The sequence below is a fragment of the Jeotgalibacillus soli genome, from assembly GCF_000829435.1.
GTDB classification, from domain to species: Bacteria; Bacillota; Bacilli; order Bacillales; family Jeotgalibacillaceae; genus Jeotgalibacillus; species Jeotgalibacillus soli.
Map to the genome: position 1 here is coordinate 150,029 of NZ_JXRP01000018.1, position 19,090 is coordinate 169,118.

At 41.7% G+C, this 19,090-nt stretch carries 20 protein-coding genes; 19 read left to right on the top strand and 1 reads right to left on the bottom strand.

Going from position 1 to position 19,090, the window contains the following annotated elements:
* The first annotated feature begins 331 nt into the window (after positions 1 to 331).
* Complete coding sequence (gene spoVM, locus KP78_RS19585; protein WP_106388560.1) at positions 332 to 415, top strand: stage V sporulation protein SpoVM; 84 nt, start codon at positions 332 to 334, stop codon at positions 413 to 415.
* 63 nt (positions 416 to 478) lie between these two features.
* On the opposite strand, the gene rpmB is transcribed toward spoVM, so the two are convergent.
* Positions 479 to 667, bottom strand: a complete 189-nt coding sequence (rpmB, locus tag KP78_RS11170) for a 50S ribosomal protein L28 (RefSeq protein WP_041088979.1) — start codon at positions 665 to 667, stop codon at positions 479 to 481.
* Between the two features lie 532 nt (positions 668 to 1,199).
* On the opposite strand from rpmB, the gene KP78_RS11175 reads away from it, so the two are divergent.
* The 18 genes from KP78_RS11175 to KP78_RS11260 all read left to right on the top strand — a co-directional run bounded on the left by KP78_RS11175 (position 1,200) and on the right by KP78_RS11260 (position 19,087).
* Positions 1,200 to 1,562 (top strand): Asp23/Gls24 family envelope stress response protein, encoded by a 363-nt coding sequence (locus KP78_RS11175; protein WP_041088981.1) that lies wholly within the window; start codon positions 1,200 to 1,202, stop codon positions 1,560 to 1,562.
* A 15-nt stretch (positions 1,563 to 1,577) separates the two neighbouring features.
* On the top strand, positions 1,578 to 3,257 hold the full coding sequence (locus KP78_RS11180; RefSeq protein WP_041088983.1) for a DAK2 domain-containing protein: 1,680 nt from the start codon (positions 1,578 to 1,580) through the stop codon (positions 3,255 to 3,257).
* 111 nt (positions 3,258 to 3,368) lie between these two features.
* Positions 3,369 to 4,031: an L-serine ammonia-lyase, iron-sulfur-dependent subunit beta gene (gene sdaAB / locus KP78_RS11185; protein ID WP_041088985.1), complete on the top strand. Its 663-nt coding sequence runs from the start codon at positions 3,369 to 3,371 to the stop codon at positions 4,029 to 4,031.
* 66 nt (positions 4,032 to 4,097) lie between these two features.
* Entirely contained in the window at positions 4,098 to 4,979 is an 882-nt protein-coding gene (gene sdaAA / locus KP78_RS11190; protein ID WP_041088987.1) for an L-serine ammonia-lyase, iron-sulfur-dependent, subunit alpha, read from the top strand.
* Positions 4,957 to 7,026 carry an ATP-dependent DNA helicase RecG gene (gene recG / locus KP78_RS11195; RefSeq protein ID WP_235420910.1) on the top strand — a complete coding sequence of 690 codons (2,070 nt, stop codon included), beginning with the start codon at positions 4,957 to 4,959 and terminating at the stop codon, positions 7,024 to 7,026. Before sdaAA ends, recG begins: the two co-directional genes overlap by 23 nt.
* Positions 7,027 to 7,105: 79 nt before the next feature.
* Positions 7,106 to 7,681, top strand: coding sequence for a transcription factor FapR (fapR, locus tag KP78_RS11200; RefSeq protein WP_041088990.1), 576 nt, complete (start codon positions 7,106 to 7,108; stop codon positions 7,679 to 7,681).
* Position 7,682: 1 nt separating this feature from the next.
* Positions 7,683 to 8,678 carry a phosphate acyltransferase PlsX gene (gene plsX / locus KP78_RS11205; protein WP_041088992.1) on the top strand — a complete coding sequence of 332 codons (996 nt, stop codon included), beginning with the start codon at positions 7,683 to 7,685 and terminating at the stop codon, positions 8,676 to 8,678.
* Positions 8,679 to 8,690: 12 nt separating this feature from the next.
* On the top strand, positions 8,691 to 9,635 hold the full coding sequence (fabD, locus tag KP78_RS11210) for an ACP S-malonyltransferase (RefSeq protein ID WP_041088994.1): 945 nt from the start codon (positions 8,691 to 8,693) through the stop codon (positions 9,633 to 9,635).
* A gap of 3 nt (positions 9,636 to 9,638) precedes the next feature.
* On the top strand, positions 9,639 to 10,382 hold the full coding sequence (fabG, locus tag KP78_RS11215; RefSeq protein ID WP_041089918.1) for a 3-oxoacyl-[acyl-carrier-protein] reductase: 744 nt from the start codon (positions 9,639 to 9,641) through the stop codon (positions 10,380 to 10,382).
* Positions 10,383 to 10,451: 69 nt separating this feature from the next.
* Positions 10,452 to 10,685: an acyl carrier protein gene (acpP, locus tag KP78_RS11220; protein ID WP_041088996.1), complete on the top strand. Its 234-nt coding sequence runs from the start codon at positions 10,452 to 10,454 to the stop codon at positions 10,683 to 10,685.
* Between the two features lie 223 nt (positions 10,686 to 10,908).
* Positions 10,909 to 11,628, top strand: a complete 720-nt coding sequence (rnc, locus tag KP78_RS11225; protein WP_422723708.1) for a ribonuclease III — start codon at positions 10,909 to 10,911, stop codon at positions 11,626 to 11,628.
* Positions 11,628 to 15,194 (top strand): chromosome segregation protein SMC, encoded by a 3,567-nt coding sequence (smc, locus tag KP78_RS11230; protein WP_041088998.1) that lies wholly within the window; start codon positions 11,628 to 11,630, stop codon positions 15,192 to 15,194. The genes rnc and smc overlap by 1 nt, the downstream gene beginning before the upstream one ends.
* Before the next feature lie 17 nt (positions 15,195 to 15,211).
* A complete protein-coding gene (gene ftsY / locus KP78_RS11235; RefSeq protein WP_041089000.1) occupies positions 15,212 to 16,216 on the top strand; it encodes a signal recognition particle-docking protein FtsY in 1,005 nt (334 codons plus the stop codon).
* A gap of 90 nt (positions 16,217 to 16,306) precedes the next feature.
* The gene (locus KP78_RS11240) at positions 16,307 to 16,639 is read left to right on the top strand and encodes a putative DNA-binding protein (protein ID WP_041089001.1); all 333 of its coding nucleotides are present in this window, start codon (positions 16,307 to 16,309) and stop codon (positions 16,637 to 16,639) included.
* Positions 16,640 to 16,653: 14 nt separating this feature from the next.
* Entirely contained in the window at positions 16,654 to 18,003 is a 1,350-nt protein-coding gene (gene ffh, locus KP78_RS11245) for a signal recognition particle protein (RefSeq protein WP_041089003.1), read from the top strand.
* A gap of 109 nt (positions 18,004 to 18,112) precedes the next feature.
* Positions 18,113 to 18,385 carry a 30S ribosomal protein S16 gene (gene rpsP / locus KP78_RS11250; protein ID WP_041089005.1) on the top strand — a complete coding sequence of 91 codons (273 nt, stop codon included), beginning with the start codon at positions 18,113 to 18,115 and terminating at the stop codon, positions 18,383 to 18,385.
* Positions 18,386 to 18,396: 11 nt separating this feature from the next.
* Positions 18,397 to 18,633 (top strand): KH domain-containing protein, encoded by a 237-nt coding sequence (locus KP78_RS11255; RefSeq protein ID WP_041089007.1) that lies wholly within the window; start codon positions 18,397 to 18,399, stop codon positions 18,631 to 18,633.
* Positions 18,634 to 18,694: 61 nt separating this feature from the next.
* Entirely contained in the window at positions 18,695 to 19,087 is a 393-nt protein-coding gene (locus tag KP78_RS11260) for a YlqD family protein (protein WP_041089009.1), read from the top strand.
* Positions 19,088 to 19,090 lie beyond the last annotated feature (3 nt).

Sequence of the window (19,090 nt, forward strand, 5' to 3'; positions counted from 1 at the left end):
CTCCTTTGACTATTTAAACCAGGTCGGTATAAGGAGATTGGTGAGGAGATGTACTTTTCCGCAGCTATGCAACCTGTGACTCGAGATTCTAGCCATGGAATCTGTATAAGCAAGAAACTTTTTGGTCATTTAGGTCCGGCAGGTAGTAGACAGGCTTTGCAGAGAACAATCTTTTCCGTTTCAGCAGACAAAACTTTAAGCTGTGGTGCTGGTTTAAAGTAGCTGAGAATTAATAAACGATTCCTTTCAATAAGCGTTTTTGGCTGTTCGGACTTATGGCTTACTGTTGAAGTCTTTAGCAGTCAACCAATATAGAAACGGAGGAATTCGATTGAGGTTTTATACGATTAAACTACCAAGATTTCTCGGAGGGATTGTCAGAGCAATGCTGGGTGCTTTTAAAAAAGAAGTATAATAATCATAATAAGAAGGGGAGCTGTCAGTTATGACAGCTCCCCTTCTTATTATGTCAAATGCATTAAACACGCTCAACTTTACCGGATTTTAATGCTCGTGCAGAAACCCATACGCGCTTTGGCTTACCATCAATAAGAATACGAACCTTTTGAAGGTTAGCGCCCCATGTACGCTTGCTTGCGTTCATAGCGTGAGAGCGAGCGTTGCCTGAACGAGTCTTACGACCAGTTACAACACACTGTTTCGCCATTTAATTCCCCTCCTCACAAATGAAGCTGAAAACAATTTGTTTCAATCTTTCACTTAGTCATTTACACCCTTATTAACTTACCATACATCAATTTCATTTGCAATAACTAAAACAATACCTATCAAGTTTTTTTACTTTACATCTTAAAAGCTTTCTGAACCGCTTAGTTCCGACTGGCGTAAAAGGATTGGCGAGGAGGCGTTTTTTGCCACCACAGCCAAGCAGCTTACGACCCGAGGAACTGGTTCAGAAAGCTGGATAACATCTTAAAAGCTTTCTGAACCGCTTAGTTCCGACTGGCGTAAAAGGATTGGCGAGGAGGCGTTTTTTGCTACCACAGCCAAGCAGTAAGTAGTTTTTCAAAGAGTATACTTAAACAAGAGCCGTTTAGCTCATGATCCAGCCGAATAAAGTCCATACTAATGAAAAATATACATATGACGATGGGTCCTTTTCCGGTTTAGCTTTCAAAAAGCTAAATGTTATAGTAAAATGTCTTTAGCCAAGACAGTATCCAAAGGGGGAGTAAGGCATGTCAATAGAATTAACAACAAAGTTTGGACAAATTGATATTTCTAATGAAGTTATTGCAATGATTGCGGGTGGCGCAGCTATCGAATGCTACGGTATTGTTGGCATGGCGTCCAAGCATCAAATCAGGGATGGGCTGACTGACATCCTTCGCCGTGAAAATTTCACACGTGGAGTGATTGTGCGCCAGGTAGAAGATGAGGTCTCCATCGACATGTACATTATTGTCAGCTTTGGAACCAAAATTTCTGAAGTGGCTCACAATGTACAATCAAAAGTGAAGTATACGTTGGACAAAACTGTCGGGCTGTCAGTAGAGTCCGTCAATATATATGTTCAAGGAGTTCGTGTAACGAACCCGTAATGAGGAGGAAAGTTTGTGTCAATTACAGCATTAGGTGGTAGACGATTTGCCGAAATGGTGATGCAAGGGGCAACTAATTTGTCCAACAACGCTGAGACAGTCGATGCCTTAAACGTTTTTCCAGTACCAGATGGTGATACTGGTACCAATATGAACCTGTCAATGTCTTCAGGTTCCAAAGAAGTAAAAGCAAACACTCAAGATCACTTAGGCAAAGTGGCAGCAGCGCTTTCTAAAGGGCTGCTAATGGGTGCGCGTGGAAATTCAGGTGTCATTTTATCTCAGCTCTTTCGCGGATTCGGTAAAGCAGTCGAGGAAAAAAATGTATTAAATGCGGAAGAATTTGCCCATGCCTTAGAGGCGGGCGTTGAATCTGCTTATAAAGCTGTCATGAAGCCTGTTGAGGGTACAATCTTAACAGTTGCAAAAGATGCAGCAAAAAAAGCTGTTCAGGTTGCACAAACAGAAAAAGATCTAGTTGTGTTGATGCAGGAGATCGTAGCGGAAGCAAATGCTTCTCTGAAAAGAACGCCGGATCTTTTGCCTGTCCTTAAAGAGGTAGGCGTGGTTGATAGTGGCGGGCAAGGTCTCGTATATGTTTATGAAGGTTTTTTAGCAGAATTAAAAGGTGAAAAGATCTCAGATGCTCCTGTCAGTCCATCGATGGAGGATCTTGTCAGTGCTGAGCATCACATTGGAGTACAAGGTTTTATGAACACAGAAGATATCGAGTTTGGATATTGTACAGAATTCATGGTGAAGCTTGAAGAGAAAAAGACGGCTGATCGTCCTTTTGATGAGACGGCCTTCCGCAATGAGCTAAGTGAATTTGGTGATTCCCTTCTTGTTATTTCTGACGATGAGGTTGCAAAAGTGCATATTCATACAGAACAGCCTGGTGAAGCTCTCTCATACGGTCAGCAATATGGTAGCCTAATTAAAATCAAGATTGAGAATATGAGAGAGCAGCATTCAGAAATCGTGGGAAGCGAGCATCGAGCTCCTTCGAAAAAAGAATCCCAATCACCGAAGGAAAAGCAACCATATGCTATCATTACGGTTTCAATGGGTGACGGTATTGCGGATTTATTTAAAAGTATTGGTGCCACAAACGTAATTGAAGGTGGTCAGACGATGAATCCGAGCACAGAGGATATCGTTAAAGCAATTAAAGAGGCCAATGCAGAAAAAGTCATTATCTTACCTAATAATAAAAATATTATTATGGCTGCAGAACAGGCAGCTGAAGTTGTTGAAATGGATGCTGTTGTAGTTCCTTCAAAGACTGTTCCTCAAGGGATGGCTGCCATCCTTGCATTTAATCCAACAGCTGACCTTATACGGAATCAGCAAGGGATGAAAGCAGCACTGGAACATGTGAAGACGGGTCAAGTGACGTTCGCTGTTCGAGATACATCGATTGACGGTGTGTCAATTTCCAAAGATGATCATATGGGAATAGCTGACGGTAAAATTGTCGTAAGTGAAAAGGATCGTTTAACATCTGTCAAAAAGTTATTGACTCATCTCTTGGATGAAGATGCAGAAATTATTACGATTCTTTACGGTGAAGACAGTATCCCTGAAGAAGTAAAACAGATTGAAGCGTTTATTGAAGAAGAATTTAATGAGATTGAGGTAGAAATCCATAATGGGAAACAGCCTCTTTATTCATATATATTTGCCATTGAGTAGATCGTGTTATTGTAATTGAATGGTAAAAAAGAGAAAATAGAAGGGTAGCTGCCCTTCTATTTTCTATGTCGTTAATGAAATGGGCAAGAAGATCATAGGTAGGTGTGAATAATGAAATATAAAAGTGTATTTGATATTATTGGACCCGTAATGATAGGTCCGTCATCTTCTCATACGGCTGGAGCAGCTAGGATTGGGAAAATGGCCCGTGAACTTTTTGGGCGTGAGCCAAAATGGGCGAATATTTCATTTTATGGTTCATTTGCTAAAACCTATAAAGGACATGGAACGGATGTAGCAATGATTGGCGGAATCATGAACTTTGAAACGGATGATGAACGAATTATAAAAGCATTTGATTATGCGCGTGAAAAAGGAATAAAAATTCGAATAAGAGTAGAAGATGCGATAACCGATCATCCAAACACAGCAAGAATTAAAATAGGCGATGACGATGGTGAGACTGAACTAGTGGGGATCTCTATCGGTGGAGGGAAAATTGAAATTGTAGAATTAAATGGATTTGAATTAAAGCTGTCTGGCCATCATCCGGCTATTCTCGTTGTACACGATGATCGTTTTGGTGCCATCGCAGCCGTTTCGAATTTACTTGCAAAGCACCATATTAATATTGGTCATATGGACGTTTCGAGGAAAGACATTGGAAAAATAGCATTAATGACGATTGAAGTGGATCAAACAGTAGATGAGGCTGTGATAAATGAATTACAGCAGCTCCCTCAAATTACTCAAGTTACAAGAATTGCTGAATAATACATTGATGTGATAATGCTTATGCTCTTGCAGTATATACAATGATGAAAAAAAGGAGGGTTTCACATGTTTCGAAACGCAGCAGAGCTAGTGGAACTTGCTGAAAGCCAAAATAAAAAAATATCAGATATAATGATTGAACAAGAAATGACTGTGACTAAACGTTCTAAAGAAGATGTACTGGCACAAATGGAACGAAATTTAGTCGTAATGGAAGAAGCTGTGGACAGAGGGCTAAAAGGCGTTAGGTCGCATTCAGGTTTAACTGGTGGAGATGCCGTGCTCCTGCAAAAATACATACAGTCTGGAAGATCTCTATCTGGAGAACTCCTGCTGGATGCAGTAAGTAAAGCTGTAGCCACAAATGAAGTGAATGCAGCAATGGGAACGATATGTGCAACGCCGACTGCTGGCTCAGCTGGTGTAGTACCTGGAACTCTATTTGCTGTTCAACACAAACTTAATCCAACAAGGGAAGAGAAACTCCGCTTTCTGTTTACATCAGGAGCTTTTGGTTTCGTTGTAGCGAATAATGCATCGATTTCAGGAGCAGCTGGAGGCTGTCAAGCGGAGGTAGGTTCTGCATCTGGAATGGCTGCAGCAGCTATTGTCGAAATGGCAGGAGGTACACCCGCTCAATCGGCTGAAGCAATGGCCATCACACTAAAGAATATGCTCGGGTTAGTGTGTGATCCTGTTGCCGGATTAGTTGAGGTTCCTTGTGTGAAACGAAATGCGATGGGAGCAGCCAATGCCATGGTTGCTGCAGATATGGCCTTAGCTGGAATCACGAGTCGTATCCCATGTGATGAAGTAATTGATGCGATGTATCGAATCGGACAAACGATGCCGGTAGCCCTAAGAGAGACTGGACAAGGTGGATTAGCTGCTACACCAACCGGTCGTGAACTGGAGGCGAAGATTTTTGGATTCGCGCTTGATAAATAAAGCAAATCCATTGAAAGAAACGGTTCAGTTGTTAAAAGGTGTTGGAGAAGAAACTGTACAGCAGCTTGAGGCAATGGGAATCGTTTTAATCGAAGATCTTATAAACTATTTACCTTACCGGTACGATGATTTTAGATTAAAAGATTTGTCTGAGGCCGCACATGAGGAAAGGGTGACGATCGAAGGGCGTGTTCACAGTGAACCAGCTTTGCAATTTTTCGGAAAGAAAAAATCCAGACTCACTGTCAGGCTTTTAGCAGGACCTCATGCAGTAAAAGTTACTTTTTTTAACCAACCATATTTAAAAAAGCAGCTTAATTTAAATGACATTATCACAGTAACAGGTAAATGGGATCGTCATCGTCAAATCGTTACTGCTCAAACATACAAGCTTGGTCCGCAGCAAGGTGTGGAAGAGTTCACGCCGGTTTATCCCTTGAAAGGTTCAATGACAAATCGAACGCTGCAAAAAATGATAAAGCAAGCGTTACAGCTCTGTAAAGGGATTATAATTGATCCCTTGCCAGAAGAGCTGATTGTGCAATATCGATTGATGAATCGGCAGGCTGCGTTAGAAGCAATGCATTTCCCTTCAAATCCTGAGGATATGAAGCAAGCGAGACGTCGATTTGTCTATGAAGAGTTTTTTTATTTTCAATTAAAGATGCAGGCGCTGCGTAAGTTTGAGCGCGAACAGTCAAAGGGAATATCAATTAAGTACAACAAAGACGATGTTACAGGGTTTATTAAGCGTTTGCCTTTTCCCTTGACAAAAGCACAGCAGCGGGTTATGGACGAGATTTTTACCGATATGTTGTCGCCTAACCGGATGAATAGGCTTCTGCAGGGGGATGTGGGCTCTGGTAAAACAGTGGTTGCTGCGATTGCATTGTATGGCGCTATAACGGCGGGTTATCAAGGAGCGCTTATGGTTCCCACAGAGATTTTGGCAGAACAGCATGCAGAGTCTCTAAATGAGCTCTTTGCTCCAATCGGTATTACAGTCGCTCTATTAACCAGTTCAGTTAAAGGGAAAAAACGGACTTTATTGCTGGAGAAACTAAAAGCAGGTGAGATTAATATTATGATCGGTACACATGCGCTAATCCAGGATGAAGTTGACTTTCAACAGCTGGGTCTTGTTATTACGGACGAACAGCATCGTTTTGGCGTAAATCAACGAAGGGTGCTCCGAGAAAAAGGGGAAAACCCTGATGTATTATTTATGACAGCCACGCCGATTCCGCGTACATTAGCCATTACCGTTTTCGGGGAAATGGACGTATCCATTATTGATGAAATGCCTGCAGGAAGAAAGCCGATTGAAACCTACTGGGCAAAAGAAAACATGCTTGATCGTATCTTGGCGTTTATGGAGAAAGAGCTTGTTGCTGGCAGACAGGCGTATGTTATATGTCCTCTCATAGAAGAATCAGATAAGCTTGATGTTCAAAATGCAATTGATGTTCATATGCAGCTTGAACAGTATTTTTCGGGCAGGTTTAGTGTTGGTCTAATGCATGGGCGACTGCATTCGGATGATAAAGAAGCCGTAATGAAACAGTTTAGTGAAAATAAACACCAGGTGCTCGTTTCGACGACAGTTGTTGAAGTAGGAGTAAATGTGCCAAATGCTTCTCTTATGGTTATATATGATGCAGAACGTTTTGGTCTATCTCAGCTCCACCAGCTAAGAGGACGTGTAGGGCGTGGCAGCGATCAATCCTATTGTATATTGCTTGCAGAACCGAAAAACGAAGTAGGGAAAGAACGAATGAAGATAATGACCGAAACAAATGATGGTTTTGTTCTAAGTGAAAAGGATTTAGAGCTTCGAGGCCCCGGAGATTTTTTTGGCCGCAAACAAAGTGGGCTTCCTGAATTCCGCGTAGCTGACATGGTCCATGATTATCGTGCGCTTGAAGTAGCAAGAGATGATGCTCATAAGCTGATTGAAAGACTTGAATTTTGGAATGATGCTCGGTTTGAACCTCTGCGTTCCTACTTAATGGAAGAAGGAATTTTAAGTGGAGGAAAGCTTGATTAGACAGGATGCCATTTGCATTCTGTCCTCTTTCTTTATATACTACTATTAGTACCTAGTGCTAGTAGCGGGCGGTGTGAAGATGAAATTACCTAAAAAAGAACGGCAATCCAGATTAAAACAAAAAATTTTCGAGAATCCATTTGTTACAGATGACGATTTAGCGAAGCAGTTTAACGTCAGTGTTCAAACAATTCGGCTCGATCGAATGGAGCTCTCTATTCCAGAGTTGCGAGAGCGTATAAAAAGTGTGGCAGAGAAAACGTTTGAGGATGAAGTGCGTTCTTTGCCAATTGATGAAATTATCGGAGAAATCATTGATATAGAACTAGATGAGAGTGCCATCTCCATTTTTGATGTGAAAGATGAGCACGTATTCCAGCGTAACGGCATTGCAAGAGGACATCATTTGTTTGCACAGGCAAACTCGCTTGCTGTGGCGGTAATAGACGACGAACTTGCTTTAACTGCAAGTTCGCAATTGCAATTTTATAAACCTGTTCAGCTAGGAGAACGAGTGGTAGCGAAAGCAAAGGTTAGCAGCAAGGATCAGCGTCGTACGACAGTTGAAGTACAATCCTATGTAGGTCAGACACTTGTCTTTAAAGGTGATTTTAATATGTATCGATCAACTACACAATTAAAAGGTGATGAATAAAATGAAAATTGCAGTAGATGCAATGGGGGGAGATCATGCTCCAAAGGAAGTTGTCCTTGGTGCAATGAAGGCAGTGGAAGAATTCCCTTCAATATACATAACGTTATATGGTGATGAATCAAAAATTCGTCCGTATTTAACGGAGGATAAAAATATTACTATTGTACACACGGTAGAAACAATTCTAGGTACAGACGAACCTGTTCGTGCCGTTAGAAGGAAAAAAGATGCTTCAATGGTCTTAATGGCACAATCCGTTAAAGATGGAGACGCAGATGCTTGTGTTTCAGCGGGTAATACGGGTGCACTAATGGCCGCGGGTCTATTTGTAGTAGGAAGAATTAAAGGAATCGATCGTCCGGCCTTATCTCCTACTCTTCCAACCATGGATGGGAAAGGATTCGTCATGCTTGATTTAGGCGCTAATGCAGATGCAAAACCTGAGCATCTTCTCCAATATGCCATTATGGGAAGTATTTATGCAGAAAAAGTTCGGGGCATCTCTTCTCCAACTGTTGGTTTGTTAAATATAGGAACTGAAGAGAAAAAGGGAAATGATCTAACAAAGGCGGCGTTCGAGCTTTTAAAAGATGCGGATATTCATTTCATTGGTAACGTGGAGGCTAGAGATTTATTAGAGGGTGCTGCTGATGTTGTTGTAACCGACGGTTTTACAGGGAATATGGTGTTAAAATCGATTGAAGGAACTGTACAAGCTCTCTTTGGTATGCTTAAGGAAACCTTTACTTCTTCTTTGAAATCAAAGCTTGCTGCGGGACTTGTCAAGCAGGATCTTCGTCAGCTGAAAAACAAAATGGACTACACGGAATACGGTGGTGCAGCACTGTTTGGACTGTCGGCACCCGTTATTAAAGCACATGGCTCTTCAAATGCGAATGCAATCTATAATGCGATTAAACAAGCGAAGCTGATGGCTGAAGAAGAAGTAGCAACGATGATTAAAAATACTTTAGAAAAAAATGATCAAAAGGGATAAGGGGAAGAAAAGATGACTAAAATAGCTTTTTTATTTCCAGGGCAAGGGTCTCAATCAGTTGGGATGGGACAAGAGATTGCTGCAGCGTACCCTTCCGCCAATGAGATCTTCCAAAATGCGGATATGCGTTTAAATGAGCCGCTCTCAACCTTGATGTTTGAAGGGCCGCAAGAAATCTTAACCAAAACAGTTAATGCGCAGCCTGCGCTGTTAACCTCAAGCATTGCAATATTATCTGTTCTTAAAGAGCACAATGTTTATGCTGATTACGTTGCAGGACATAGCTTAGGTGAGTATTCAGCACTTGTAGCAGCGGATGTACTGTCGTTTGCTGATGCTGTTGAAGCGGTTAGAAAACGCGGCGAGTTAATGGAGGAGGCGGTGCCGAATGGACAGGGTGGTATGGCTGCTGTTTTGGGACTTGATCGCCAGCTTCTTAAGGAAGTAACGGATGAAATAACAGCTGCTGGAGACCCTGTACAGCTAGCGAATCTTAACTGTCCTGGACAAATTGTTATTTCTGGTTCTGCTGCTGGAGTTGAAAAAGCTTCGGCTTTGGCAAAAGAAAAAGGAGCAAAAAGATGCTTACTGCTAAACGTTAGCGGACCTTTTCACTCGAGTCTCATGAAGCCTGCCGCTGAAAAATTTGAATCAGTGATAAGTGGTTATGTCCTGAAGAATGCGAGTATTCCAGTTGTAGCCAATGTAACAGCAGATCCTGTCTTTGAAGCAGATAGAATTCGACAGCTTTTAGTTGCACAGCTCTATTCCCCAGTTCTTTGGGAGGATACAATCGTAAAATTAATCGATCTTGGTGTTGATACGTTTATAGAAGTTGGCCCGGGCAAAGTGTTGTCTGGTTTGGTGAAAAAAGTGGACCGTCGAGCGAAGACACTCCCTGTATTTGATCAAGAGTCGCTACAAGCGGCAATTACAGCATTAAAGGAGGATCAATAAATGATGAAACTTGAAGGAAAAGTGGCATTAGTTACAGGAGCTTCACGAGGAATTGGTCGAGAGATTGCTCTGCAGCTTGCCAGAAATGGTGCGAACGTTGCTGTGAATTACAGCGGCAGTCAGGAAAAAGCTGAACAAGTAGCAAAAGAGATTCAAGAAATGGGAAGAAAAGCGTTCGTTATTCAAGCAAACGTTGCTGACACTGATCAAGTGCAAGGGATGATCAAACAAACCATTGATGAGCTTGGCAAGATTGATATTCTCGTTAATAATGCGGGAGTGACACGGGACAACCTTCTAATTCGAATGAAGGATGATGAGTGGGATGATGTTATGTCGATCAATCTAAAAGGTGTGTTTTTGACAACAAAGGCCGTCTCAAGAAGCATGATGAAGCAGCGCAGCGGTAGAATTATTAATATTTCCTCTATCGTAGGTGTAACAGGAAATCCAGGACAGGCAAATTATGTCGCTGCAAAAGCAGGTGTAATCGGTTTAACAAAAACGACTGCTAAAGAGCTTTCTTCCCGTGGCATTACAGTTAATGCTGTTGCTCCTGGATTTATCGAAACGGATATGACGGATAAACTGACTGTTGAGATTCAGGATGAGATGAAAAAACAAATTCCTCTAGCTCGTTTTGGGCAGCCAGAAGATATTGCAAATGTTGTGGTCTTTCTTGCTAGTGATGATGCTTCCTACATGACAGGACAAACATTGCACGTCGATGGCGGTATGGTAATGTAGAAAAAGATTTTCATAATGTTTATTTCAATCGCATTTTCTACTATAATAACTTGAGGGGAGGTGACAGATGTGGCAGAAGTATTAGAACGTGTAACAAAAATTATCGTTGACCGACTAGGTGTTGATGAATCTGAAATTAAGCTTGAAGCTTCATTCAAGGAAGATCTTGGTGCCGATTCATTAGATGTAGTAGAATTAGTAATGGAGCTTGAAGATGAATTTGATATGGTAATTTCTGATGAAGATGCAGAAAAGATTGGTTCAGTTGGTGATGCAGTTACTTACATACAAAACAATATGTAATGTGATCATCCTGCCAGGATGATATCTTTTCTTTTGTGTGATAAAACTTGGCATGGGTTTTCATGCCAAGTTTTATTTCGTTCAACAAGCTAATATTCAGTAGACAAAATCTATTGCTATAAGTGGTTGTGAATGAAGGGCGTTGAAAAATAAAAAGAGAATAGAAACGGCAAGGTGAAGTCCCGTGGGTAAAATGAAAAAAGAGCTATTATCCATAAAGAAAATGGAAGTGCGATTTCAACAGTTTCAACAACAACATGACATTCAATTTAATGATCCTAAGTTACTAACAAAAGCTTTTACTCATTCATCGTATGTGAATGAGCATCGAAGAAAACCTTATGAGGATAATGAGCGTCTTGAATTTTTAGGTGATGCTGTACTTGAATTATCTGTATCTCATTACTTATTCGAGCGTTACCCAACGATGAGCGAGGGAGAAATGACCAAGCTTAGAGCGGCAATTGTTTGCGAGCCTTCTCTTGTAATATTTGCTAATGAACTGGAATTCGGTAAGCTCATTTTACTTGGCAAAGGAGAAGAACAAACTGGCGGAAGAATGCGGCCTGCTTTACTTGCAGATGTGTTCGAGGCGTTTATTGGTGCCCTATACTTAGATCAAGGGATAGAGCCCGTTCAGGTGATGCTTCAAAAAGTGATATTCCCTAAGGTGGAGTCCGGTGCTTTTTCTCATGTGATGGATTTTAAGAGCCAACTGCAAGAATTTATTCAACGTCATCACTCTGGAACATTAAGTTATGAAATATTAAAAGAAAAAGGACCAGCTCATAATAGAGAATTTGTTTCCCGTGTGCTTCTTGGTACAGAGGAGCTTGGAACTGGTTCAGGAAGATCGAAAAAAGAAGCAGAGCAGCATGCCGCACAACAAGCGCTTGATTATTTGAAAAAACGGCCAGATGATGGTCAGCAGGTGAAATCATAATGTTTTTAAAACGACTGGATGTTTTGGGGTTTAAATCCTTTGCCGAACGAGTGACGATTGATTTTGTTCCTGGAGTAACAGCAGTAGTAGGTCCTAACGGCAGTGGGAAAAGTAATATAACAGATGCCATTCGGTGGGTGCTTGGTGAGCAATCAGCAAAATCCCTTCGAGGCGGTAAAATGGAAGATGTAATTTTTGCTGGAAGCGATTCAAGAAAACCATTGAATATTGCTGAGGTGACGCTGACTCTGGATAATGAGGATCAGGCGTTGCCTCTTGATTATGCAGAAGTAAGCGTTACAAGAAGAGTGTACCGTTCTGGTGACAGTGAATACTTATTAAATAATCAATCCTGTCGCTTAAAGGATATCGTGGATTTATTCATGGATTCAGGGCTTGGCAAAGATGCTTTTTCAATTATTGGCCAAGGTAGGGTCGAACAAATTTTGAATAGTAAGCCAGAGGACCGCCGTATTATTTTAGAAGAAGCGGCTGGCGTTTTAAAATATAAGAACAGAAGAAAAAAAGCGGATATGAAACTTGTTGAAACACAGGAAAACTTGTATCGTGTTCAGGATATTCTTCATGAGCTTGAAGGGCAGATCGAACCCCTTAAAATTCAATCATCAATTGCAAAAGACTATTTGGAGAAAAAAGCAGATCTTGAACGTACTGAGGTTTCCTTGCTTGTGCACGACATTGAACAGATGAACAAGGAATGGGAACAGGCGAAGGCTAGTCACCAGACGATTGAGAAGCAAGAAGAAGAAAAACAACATGCGATTACCGTAATAGAAGCAGGTTTGATTGAAAAGAGAGATCATATTGAAGGGCTGGATGAATCAGTAAATGATTTGCAAAAGGTTCTTCTTACCGTGACGGAAGAAACAGAACAGCTAGAAGGACGCAGGCAAGTACTTGTGGAGCGCCGTAAGAATGCTCATCAAAACGAAGAGCAAATGCGTCAAGCAATGAATGAACTTGAAATGCAAATTGGGGCTTCGCAGGAAGCTCTTCAGCTGAATGAAAAAATGGCAGAAGAAAGTAAGCGCCGTGTCAATTCTTTAGCTGATGAACTGAATGCGCAGAAGCATGAGTTAAAGCAATTAGAAGAAAATATAGAAGAACAGCTTGAGCAGATTAAAAATGACTACTTCGATGCACTTAATGAAAAAACTTCAATCAACAACGAGCTAAGCTATACAGATCAGCAAATTGATCAACAATCAAAGCGGGCGGATAAGCTCATTGGGCAAAATAGTAAATATATAGAAGAACGCAAACAAAGGCTTGCACAAAAAGAAAAAAAGCAGCAGGAATTAAACGACCTCTCTGCAAACCTTGACCAAACAACGAAAGACTACGTTTCGTTGCAAGGGCAGATAAAGCAGTCGAGAGAAACCATAGAGAAATTGGAAGCTCAATTATATAAAGCGTATCAATTTGTCAGTCAAGCAAAATCAAGAAAAGAAATGCTAGAAACGATGGAAGATGATTTTTCCGGCTTTTATCAAGGGGTAAAAGAGGTCTTAAAGGCGCGTAATAAGCATCTGAAAGGAATAGAAGGGGCAGTTGCAGAGCTCCTCACTGTCGATAAGCGTTATGAACTGGCTGTTGAAACAGCGCTTGGCGGTTCCACGCAAAGTATTGTCACCCAAAACGAACAGGACGCAAGAAGTGCGATTCAATTTTTGAAAAAAAATCGTTATGGCCGTGCCACTTTTTTGCCGATGTCTGTTATTAAGCCTAAGTCGTTGCAGCAGCATCAGTACAACGCAGCGAGTGAGCATCCCTCCTTTATTAATGTTGCTTCGTCTATTGTAACGTTTGATGAGCAGCATCGTACAATTATTGAGAACCTTCTTGGAAATGTTCTCATCGTAAAGGATTTAAAAGGTGCGAATGAACTGGCTGCGCGTCTGCAGTATCGCTTCCGTCTAGTGACGATCGAAGGCGATATTGTTAACCCGGGCGGTTCAATGACTGGCGGAGCTCAATCAAAAAATAATGCCTCATTGCTGTCTCGTAAAAATGAACTCGAACAGCTGAAAATACAAATTCCAGAAATAGAACGAACAACAACACTTCTAGAAAGCAAGGTTAAAGAAGCGAAGGATCAGTCGTCGGCCTCTGATCAGGAAATTGAAGCCTTGAGGTCAGAGGGCGAGGCTTTGAGAATTCGTGAATCTGAAATGAAGTCTGTCTTAAGGGAAATCGAAGCTGCATTAAAACAAACGGATGACCGATTAGCACTTTATGATTTAGAGATGGGCGAATTTACGTATTCAAAAACGGAACTCGAACAGCGCAAAACAGGATTGTATAAGCGATTAGAGGAACTCGAAAAGCTGCTTTCTGATTTGAATGATCAAATGAGCGAGCTTACAAAGAAAAGACAATCTCAACGATCTTCAAAGGAAGAACTCACTGCTAAATTTTCAACTACACAATCTTCATTGGCAGTGGCTAAAGAACAAAAGCAGCAGCTTAAACGTGAAGGCGATCAGCTCCTACTGGAACTTGAAAAAGCGACAAAGCGAAAACAGGCGCTTTCTGAGGATCTGGAATGGATGTCAAAAGAGCTTCATAGTGGTGAAGACCATGAGGAATTGCTGCAAAAGAGTATAGAAGAAAAGCAACAGGATCGACAGCAAACAACTACTTTGATCTCAAAACGGCGTGAGGAGCGTTTGACACTGCAGCAGGAAGTAGAACAGCTTGAAAGAGAGCTCAAAGAGTTCAAAAGGCTCCAAAAAGGTCTGCAGCAAGGCTTGCATGATGAAATTATTAGAATCAACCGGTTGGAAGTAGAGCTTGATTCCCGTATACGCAGGTTAGAAGAGGAGTATCAGCTGACATTTAATGGTGCGAAGCTGCAATATCCTCTTGTAGAACCCGTGGATGATGCAAGGCGCAAAGTAAAATTGATCAAGCTTTCTATTGATGAGCTAGGGTCAGTTAACATCGGTGCCATCGAAGAATATGACCGTGTAGCAGAGAGGCATGAATTTCTGCTTGAACAACAAATGGATCTTTTAGAAGCAAAAGATACACTGCAAAAAGTGATAGCAGAGATGGATGATGAAATGACCCGCAGATTTAGCGAAACATTTGATCAGGTGAAAATTCACTTTACACATGTATTTAAAGAGCTGTTTGGCGGTGGGCGTGCTGAACTAAAATTGACAGATCCATCGGATCATTTACATGCAGGAGTTGAAATTGTTGCACAGCCGCCTGGTAAAAAACTGCAAAATCTCGGATTAATGTCCGGTGGAGAACGTGCACTAACAGCCATTGCCCTTCTTTTTGCAATTCTTAAGGTGAGACCGGTTCCGTTCTGTGTATTAGATGAAGTAGAAGCAGCGCTTGATGAAGCGAATGTTCATCGCTTCAGCCAGTATTTACGCGCGTTTAGTCAGCAATCACAATTTATTGTGATTACACACCGGAAAGGAACGATGGAGGGGGCTGATGTTTTATATGGCGTCACGATGCAGGAGTCGGGTGTGTCGAAATTAGTTTCTGTTAGATTAGAAGAAGATTCGGTTCAAGAGCCATTATAGAAGGGAAGAGTCGATTCATGAGTTTTTTTAAAAAATTGAAAGAAAAGTTTACACATTCTCAAGATACTATGACTGAAAAATTCCGTGATGGATTAACAAAAACTAGAGATTCCTTTACCTCAAAAATGAATGATCTGGTTGCGCGCTATAGAACCGTTGATGAAGAGTTTTTTGAAGAATTGGAAGAACTTTTAATTCAAGCAGATGTTGGCGTTGATACCGTAATGGAGCTTGTAGATGAGCTGAAAATGGAAGTGAAAAGGCAGAATATCAAAGATACCAAAGATATTCGCGGCGTTATTTCAGAGAAACTTGTGGACATCTATCAAGGGGAACATGAAGTAGACCCTTCTCTTGCTATTCAGCAGGAAGGTCTTACAGTTATTCTCTTCGTCGGAGTGAATGGCGTGGGCAAAACAACCACCATTGGAAAGCTTGCTCATCAGCTGAAAAACGACGGAAAAAAAGTATTGTTAGCGGCTGGAGACACATTCCGTGCCGGGGCAATTGAACAGCTTGAAGTGTGGGGCAGTCGCGCGGGTGTTGACGTGATTAAACAGGGGGAAGGTTCAGATCCTGCTGCGGTAATGTTCGATGCTGTTCAAGCAGCAAAAGCTCGCCAAGTCGATGTCCTAATTTGTGATACAGCCGGCCGTCTTCAAAACAAAGTAAACTTGATGAAGGAACTGGAAAAAGTAAAGCGTGTGATTGAACGAGAAGTACCGGGAGCACCGCACGAAGTGTTGCTGGCACTTGACGCAACGACAGGTCAAAATGCTTTAACGCAGGCAAGGATGTTTAAGGAAGTAACAAACGTATCAGGAATTGTATTAACAAAACTAGACGGAACTGCTAAAGGTGGAATCGTGTTAGCGATAAAGCGAGAACTGGACATCCCTGTGAAGTTCGTTGGACTTGGTGAAAAGATGGATGATTTGCAGCCGTTTGATGCAGAAAAGTATGTGTACGGATTATTTGCAGATTTAGTTGATGAAGAACCGGTTGATATGCGCGAGGAATAATGTCAAAACAAGGACAACACTTGACACTCATACGTTCAATCGTTATGATCATACTGTAAAGGTTTTTAACTTAACAAAGGAGGGATCGGTATGCTCGCTAAAACAACCCGGATTAATTTTCTGTTTGATTTTTATCAATCGTTGTTAACACCTAAGCAGCGCAGCTATATGTCCCTCTACTACCTGGATGACTATTCTCTTGGTGAGATTGCGGATGAATACGACGTCAGCAGGCAAGCAGTCTATGATAATATTCGAAGAACTGAAGCGATGCTTGAAGAATATGAATCCAAGCTATTGTTATTTCAAAAATTCCAAGAGCGTGCCCAAATAATCGATCGGCTAAGGAGTGCAGTTGACGAGCAAAAGCTCAATGCTGCGCAGCTCTTGCCGATCATTAATGCGCTTGAGGAACTGGAATAGGAGGCGGCATTAATATGGCATTTGAAGGATTAGCCGACCGACTGCAAGGCTCCATACAAAAGATTCGTGGAAAAGGTAAAGTAAACGAGTCAGATGTCAAGGAAATGATGCGTGAAGTACGTCTTGCTCTTTTGGAGGCGGATGTTAACTTCAAGGTCGTTAAAAACTTTGTCAAGCGAGTGAGTGAAAGAGCAGTTGGCCAAGAGGTCATGAAAAGTTTAACCCCTGGTCAACAGATCATTAAAGTGGTTAAGGAAGAACTAACCGAGTTGATGGGGGGAGAGCAAAGTCAGATTGCTGTTTCTAAGAGGCCGCCAACTGTTATTATGATGGTTGGGTTGCAGGGTGCAGGTAAAACGACAACTACTGGTAAACTAGCGAACCTTCTACGGAAAAAGCATAATCGCAAGCCTTTGCTTGTTGCCGCCGATATTTATCGCCCTGCAGCGATAAAACAGCTCGAAACACTTGGCAACCAGCTTGACCTTCCTGTCTTTTCGATGGGAGATCAAGTAAGCCCTATTGATATTGCGCGACAAGGGATTGAAAAGGCGAAAGAAGATCATTTGGATTACGTCTTAATTGATACGGCAGGTCGACTGCATGTTGACGAGACATTAATGGATGAGCTTAAACAGATTAAAGAGCTTTCATCTCCGGATGAAATTTTCCTTGTCGTTGATGCGATGACGGGTCAAGACGCAGTAAATGTTGCTCAAAACTTCGATGAAGCTCTTGGGGTAACGGGGGTCGTTTTAACAAAGCTTGATGGTGATACACGTGGTGGTGCAGCGCTTTCTATCCGTGCAGTAACAGAAAAACCGATTAAATTTGTTGGGATGGGCGAAAAAATGGATGCGCTTGAAGCCTTTCATCCGGAACGAATGGCTTCAAGAATATTAGGTATGGGTGATATGCTTTCGCTCATCGAGAAAGCTCAAACGAATATCGATGAAGAGAAAGCTAAAGAGATGGAGAAGAAGCTGCGTACAGCTACTTTCACACTCGATGACTTTTTAGAGCAGCTTGGCCAAGTTAAGCAAATGGGCCCGCTTGATGAATTAATCAAGATGATTCCGGGTGCAAATAAAATGAAGGGGTTAGATAACCTTCAGGTTGACGGTAAACAGCTTGGCCATGTTGAAGCGATTATTCAATCCATGACAAACGCTGAAAAAGAACAGCCCGAAATCATCAATGCGAGCAGGAGAAAGCGTATTGCTCGCGGAAGCGGTCGTACGATTCAAGAAGTAAATCGGCTCTTGAAGCAGTTTGAGGAAATGAAAAAGATGATGAAGCAGATGACGAATATGCAGCAAAAAGGCAAAAAACGCGGCGGATTCAACTTCCCATTCATGAAGTAAGCCGATTTTTGACAAAAAAATCGGTGTGTTAAGAAAAAAGACTTTACAAAGGATCAAACCCTTGATATTATACTATCTTGTGTGAAACTATTCGGAGGTGCAATTAAAAATGGCAGTAAAAATTCGTTTAAAGCGTATGGGAGCAAACAAAAACCCATTCTATCGTATTGTAGTAGCAGATTCTCGTTCACCACGTGATGGACGTTTCATTGAAATAGTTGGAACGTACAATCCAGTTGCGAACCCAGCAATTGTTGACCTTAAAGAAGATCTTATTCTTAAATGGATGCACGATGGCGCTAAGCCATCTGATACAGTTCGTAACTTGCTATCAAATGAAGGCATCATGGAAAAATTCCATAATGCTAAATTAGGCAAGTAAGAGACTCGTACATGAGAGAGCTTATCGAAACGATTGTCAAGCCTCTTGTTGATCACCCGGAAGCCGTGAGTGTTGAACGATCTGAAAATGACCGCGTCATCACATACCGCTTATTCGTCCACAAAGACGATATGGGGAAAGTCATAGGGAAACAAGGCAGAGTTGCGAAAGCCATACGTACAGTCACTTATGCCGGTGCCGGAGTGCAGCAGCAAAAGCGAACAGTAATTGAAATAGTGGACCAATGAAAGGGAGGACATGTCCTCCCTTTTTCCATATGGACATAATCCTGTAAAGGAGCGTGCATGAATGAAGATTATTCAAAAGGCTGTCGTGAAAGAGATTATGACGAATGCTTCTAAAGCTAAGTTGCAGCAATCCATGACCAGTAAAATTGATCGAGCTGAAAAAGAGTGTGAACAGCTTCGGTTTCAGCAAAAAAAACTGGAAAAACAGTTTGAGCGGTCAACTGAAAATGTAAAAGGTAAAATTCAACAGGAGCTTGCCAAACGAGTGCAGTTCATTCGTACGACAACCGCACAGTTAGCAGCGATTAAAGAAATACCGCTTGGAACAGAATATACGCACTCAGAAACGGAAACGCTAATAGAGCTAGAGGTAGGTTCTGCATGGCATCCAGACCAAAAACCGGTGATCGTCATTGAAGACGGGATCGTCAAAGAGATACGACAGAGGTGGTAAGAA

Excerpts from the sequence above, each read along its gene's own strand:
- rpmB (WP_041088979.1), bottom strand. The coding sequence starts at position 667 with ATGGCGAAACAGTGTGTTGTAACTGGTCGTAAGACTCGTTCAGGCAAC.
- KP78_RS11175 (WP_041088981.1), top strand. The coding sequence starts at position 1,200 with ATGTCAATAGAATTAACAACAAAGTTTGGACAAATTGATATTTCTAAT.
- sdaAB (WP_041088985.1), top strand. The coding sequence starts at position 3,369 with ATGAAATATAAAAGTGTATTTGATATTATTGGACCCGTAATGATAGGT.
- sdaAA (WP_041088987.1), top strand. The coding sequence starts at position 4,098 with ATGTTTCGAAACGCAGCAGAGCTAGTGGAACTTGCTGAAAGCCAAAAT.
- fapR (WP_041088990.1), top strand. The coding sequence starts at position 7,106 with ATGAAATTACCTAAAAAAGAACGGCAATCCAGATTAAAACAAAAAATT.
- plsX (WP_041088992.1), top strand. The coding sequence starts at position 7,683 with ATGAAAATTGCAGTAGATGCAATGGGGGGAGATCATGCTCCAAAGGAA.
- fabD (WP_041088994.1), top strand. The coding sequence starts at position 8,691 with ATGACTAAAATAGCTTTTTTATTTCCAGGGCAAGGGTCTCAATCAGTT.
- fabG (WP_041089918.1), top strand. The coding sequence starts at position 9,639 with ATGAAACTTGAAGGAAAAGTGGCATTAGTTACAGGAGCTTCACGAGGA.
- rnc (WP_422723708.1), top strand. The coding sequence starts at position 10,909 with ATGGAAGTGCGATTTCAACAGTTTCAACAACAACATGACATTCAATTT.
- smc (WP_041088998.1), top strand. The coding sequence starts at position 11,628 with ATGTTTTTAAAACGACTGGATGTTTTGGGGTTTAAATCCTTTGCCGAA.
- ftsY (WP_041089000.1), top strand. The coding sequence starts at position 15,212 with ATGAGTTTTTTTAAAAAATTGAAAGAAAAGTTTACACATTCTCAAGAT.
- KP78_RS11240 (WP_041089001.1), top strand. The coding sequence starts at position 16,307 with ATGCTCGCTAAAACAACCCGGATTAATTTTCTGTTTGATTTTTATCAA.
- ffh (WP_041089003.1), top strand. The coding sequence starts at position 16,654 with ATGGCATTTGAAGGATTAGCCGACCGACTGCAAGGCTCCATACAAAAG.
- rpsP (WP_041089005.1), top strand. The coding sequence starts at position 18,113 with ATGGCAGTAAAAATTCGTTTAAAGCGTATGGGAGCAAACAAAAACCCA.
- KP78_RS11255 (WP_041089007.1), top strand. The coding sequence starts at position 18,397 with ATGAGAGAGCTTATCGAAACGATTGTCAAGCCTCTTGTTGATCACCCG.
- KP78_RS11260 (WP_041089009.1), top strand. The coding sequence starts at position 18,695 with ATGAAGATTATTCAAAAGGCTGTCGTGAAAGAGATTATGACGAATGCT.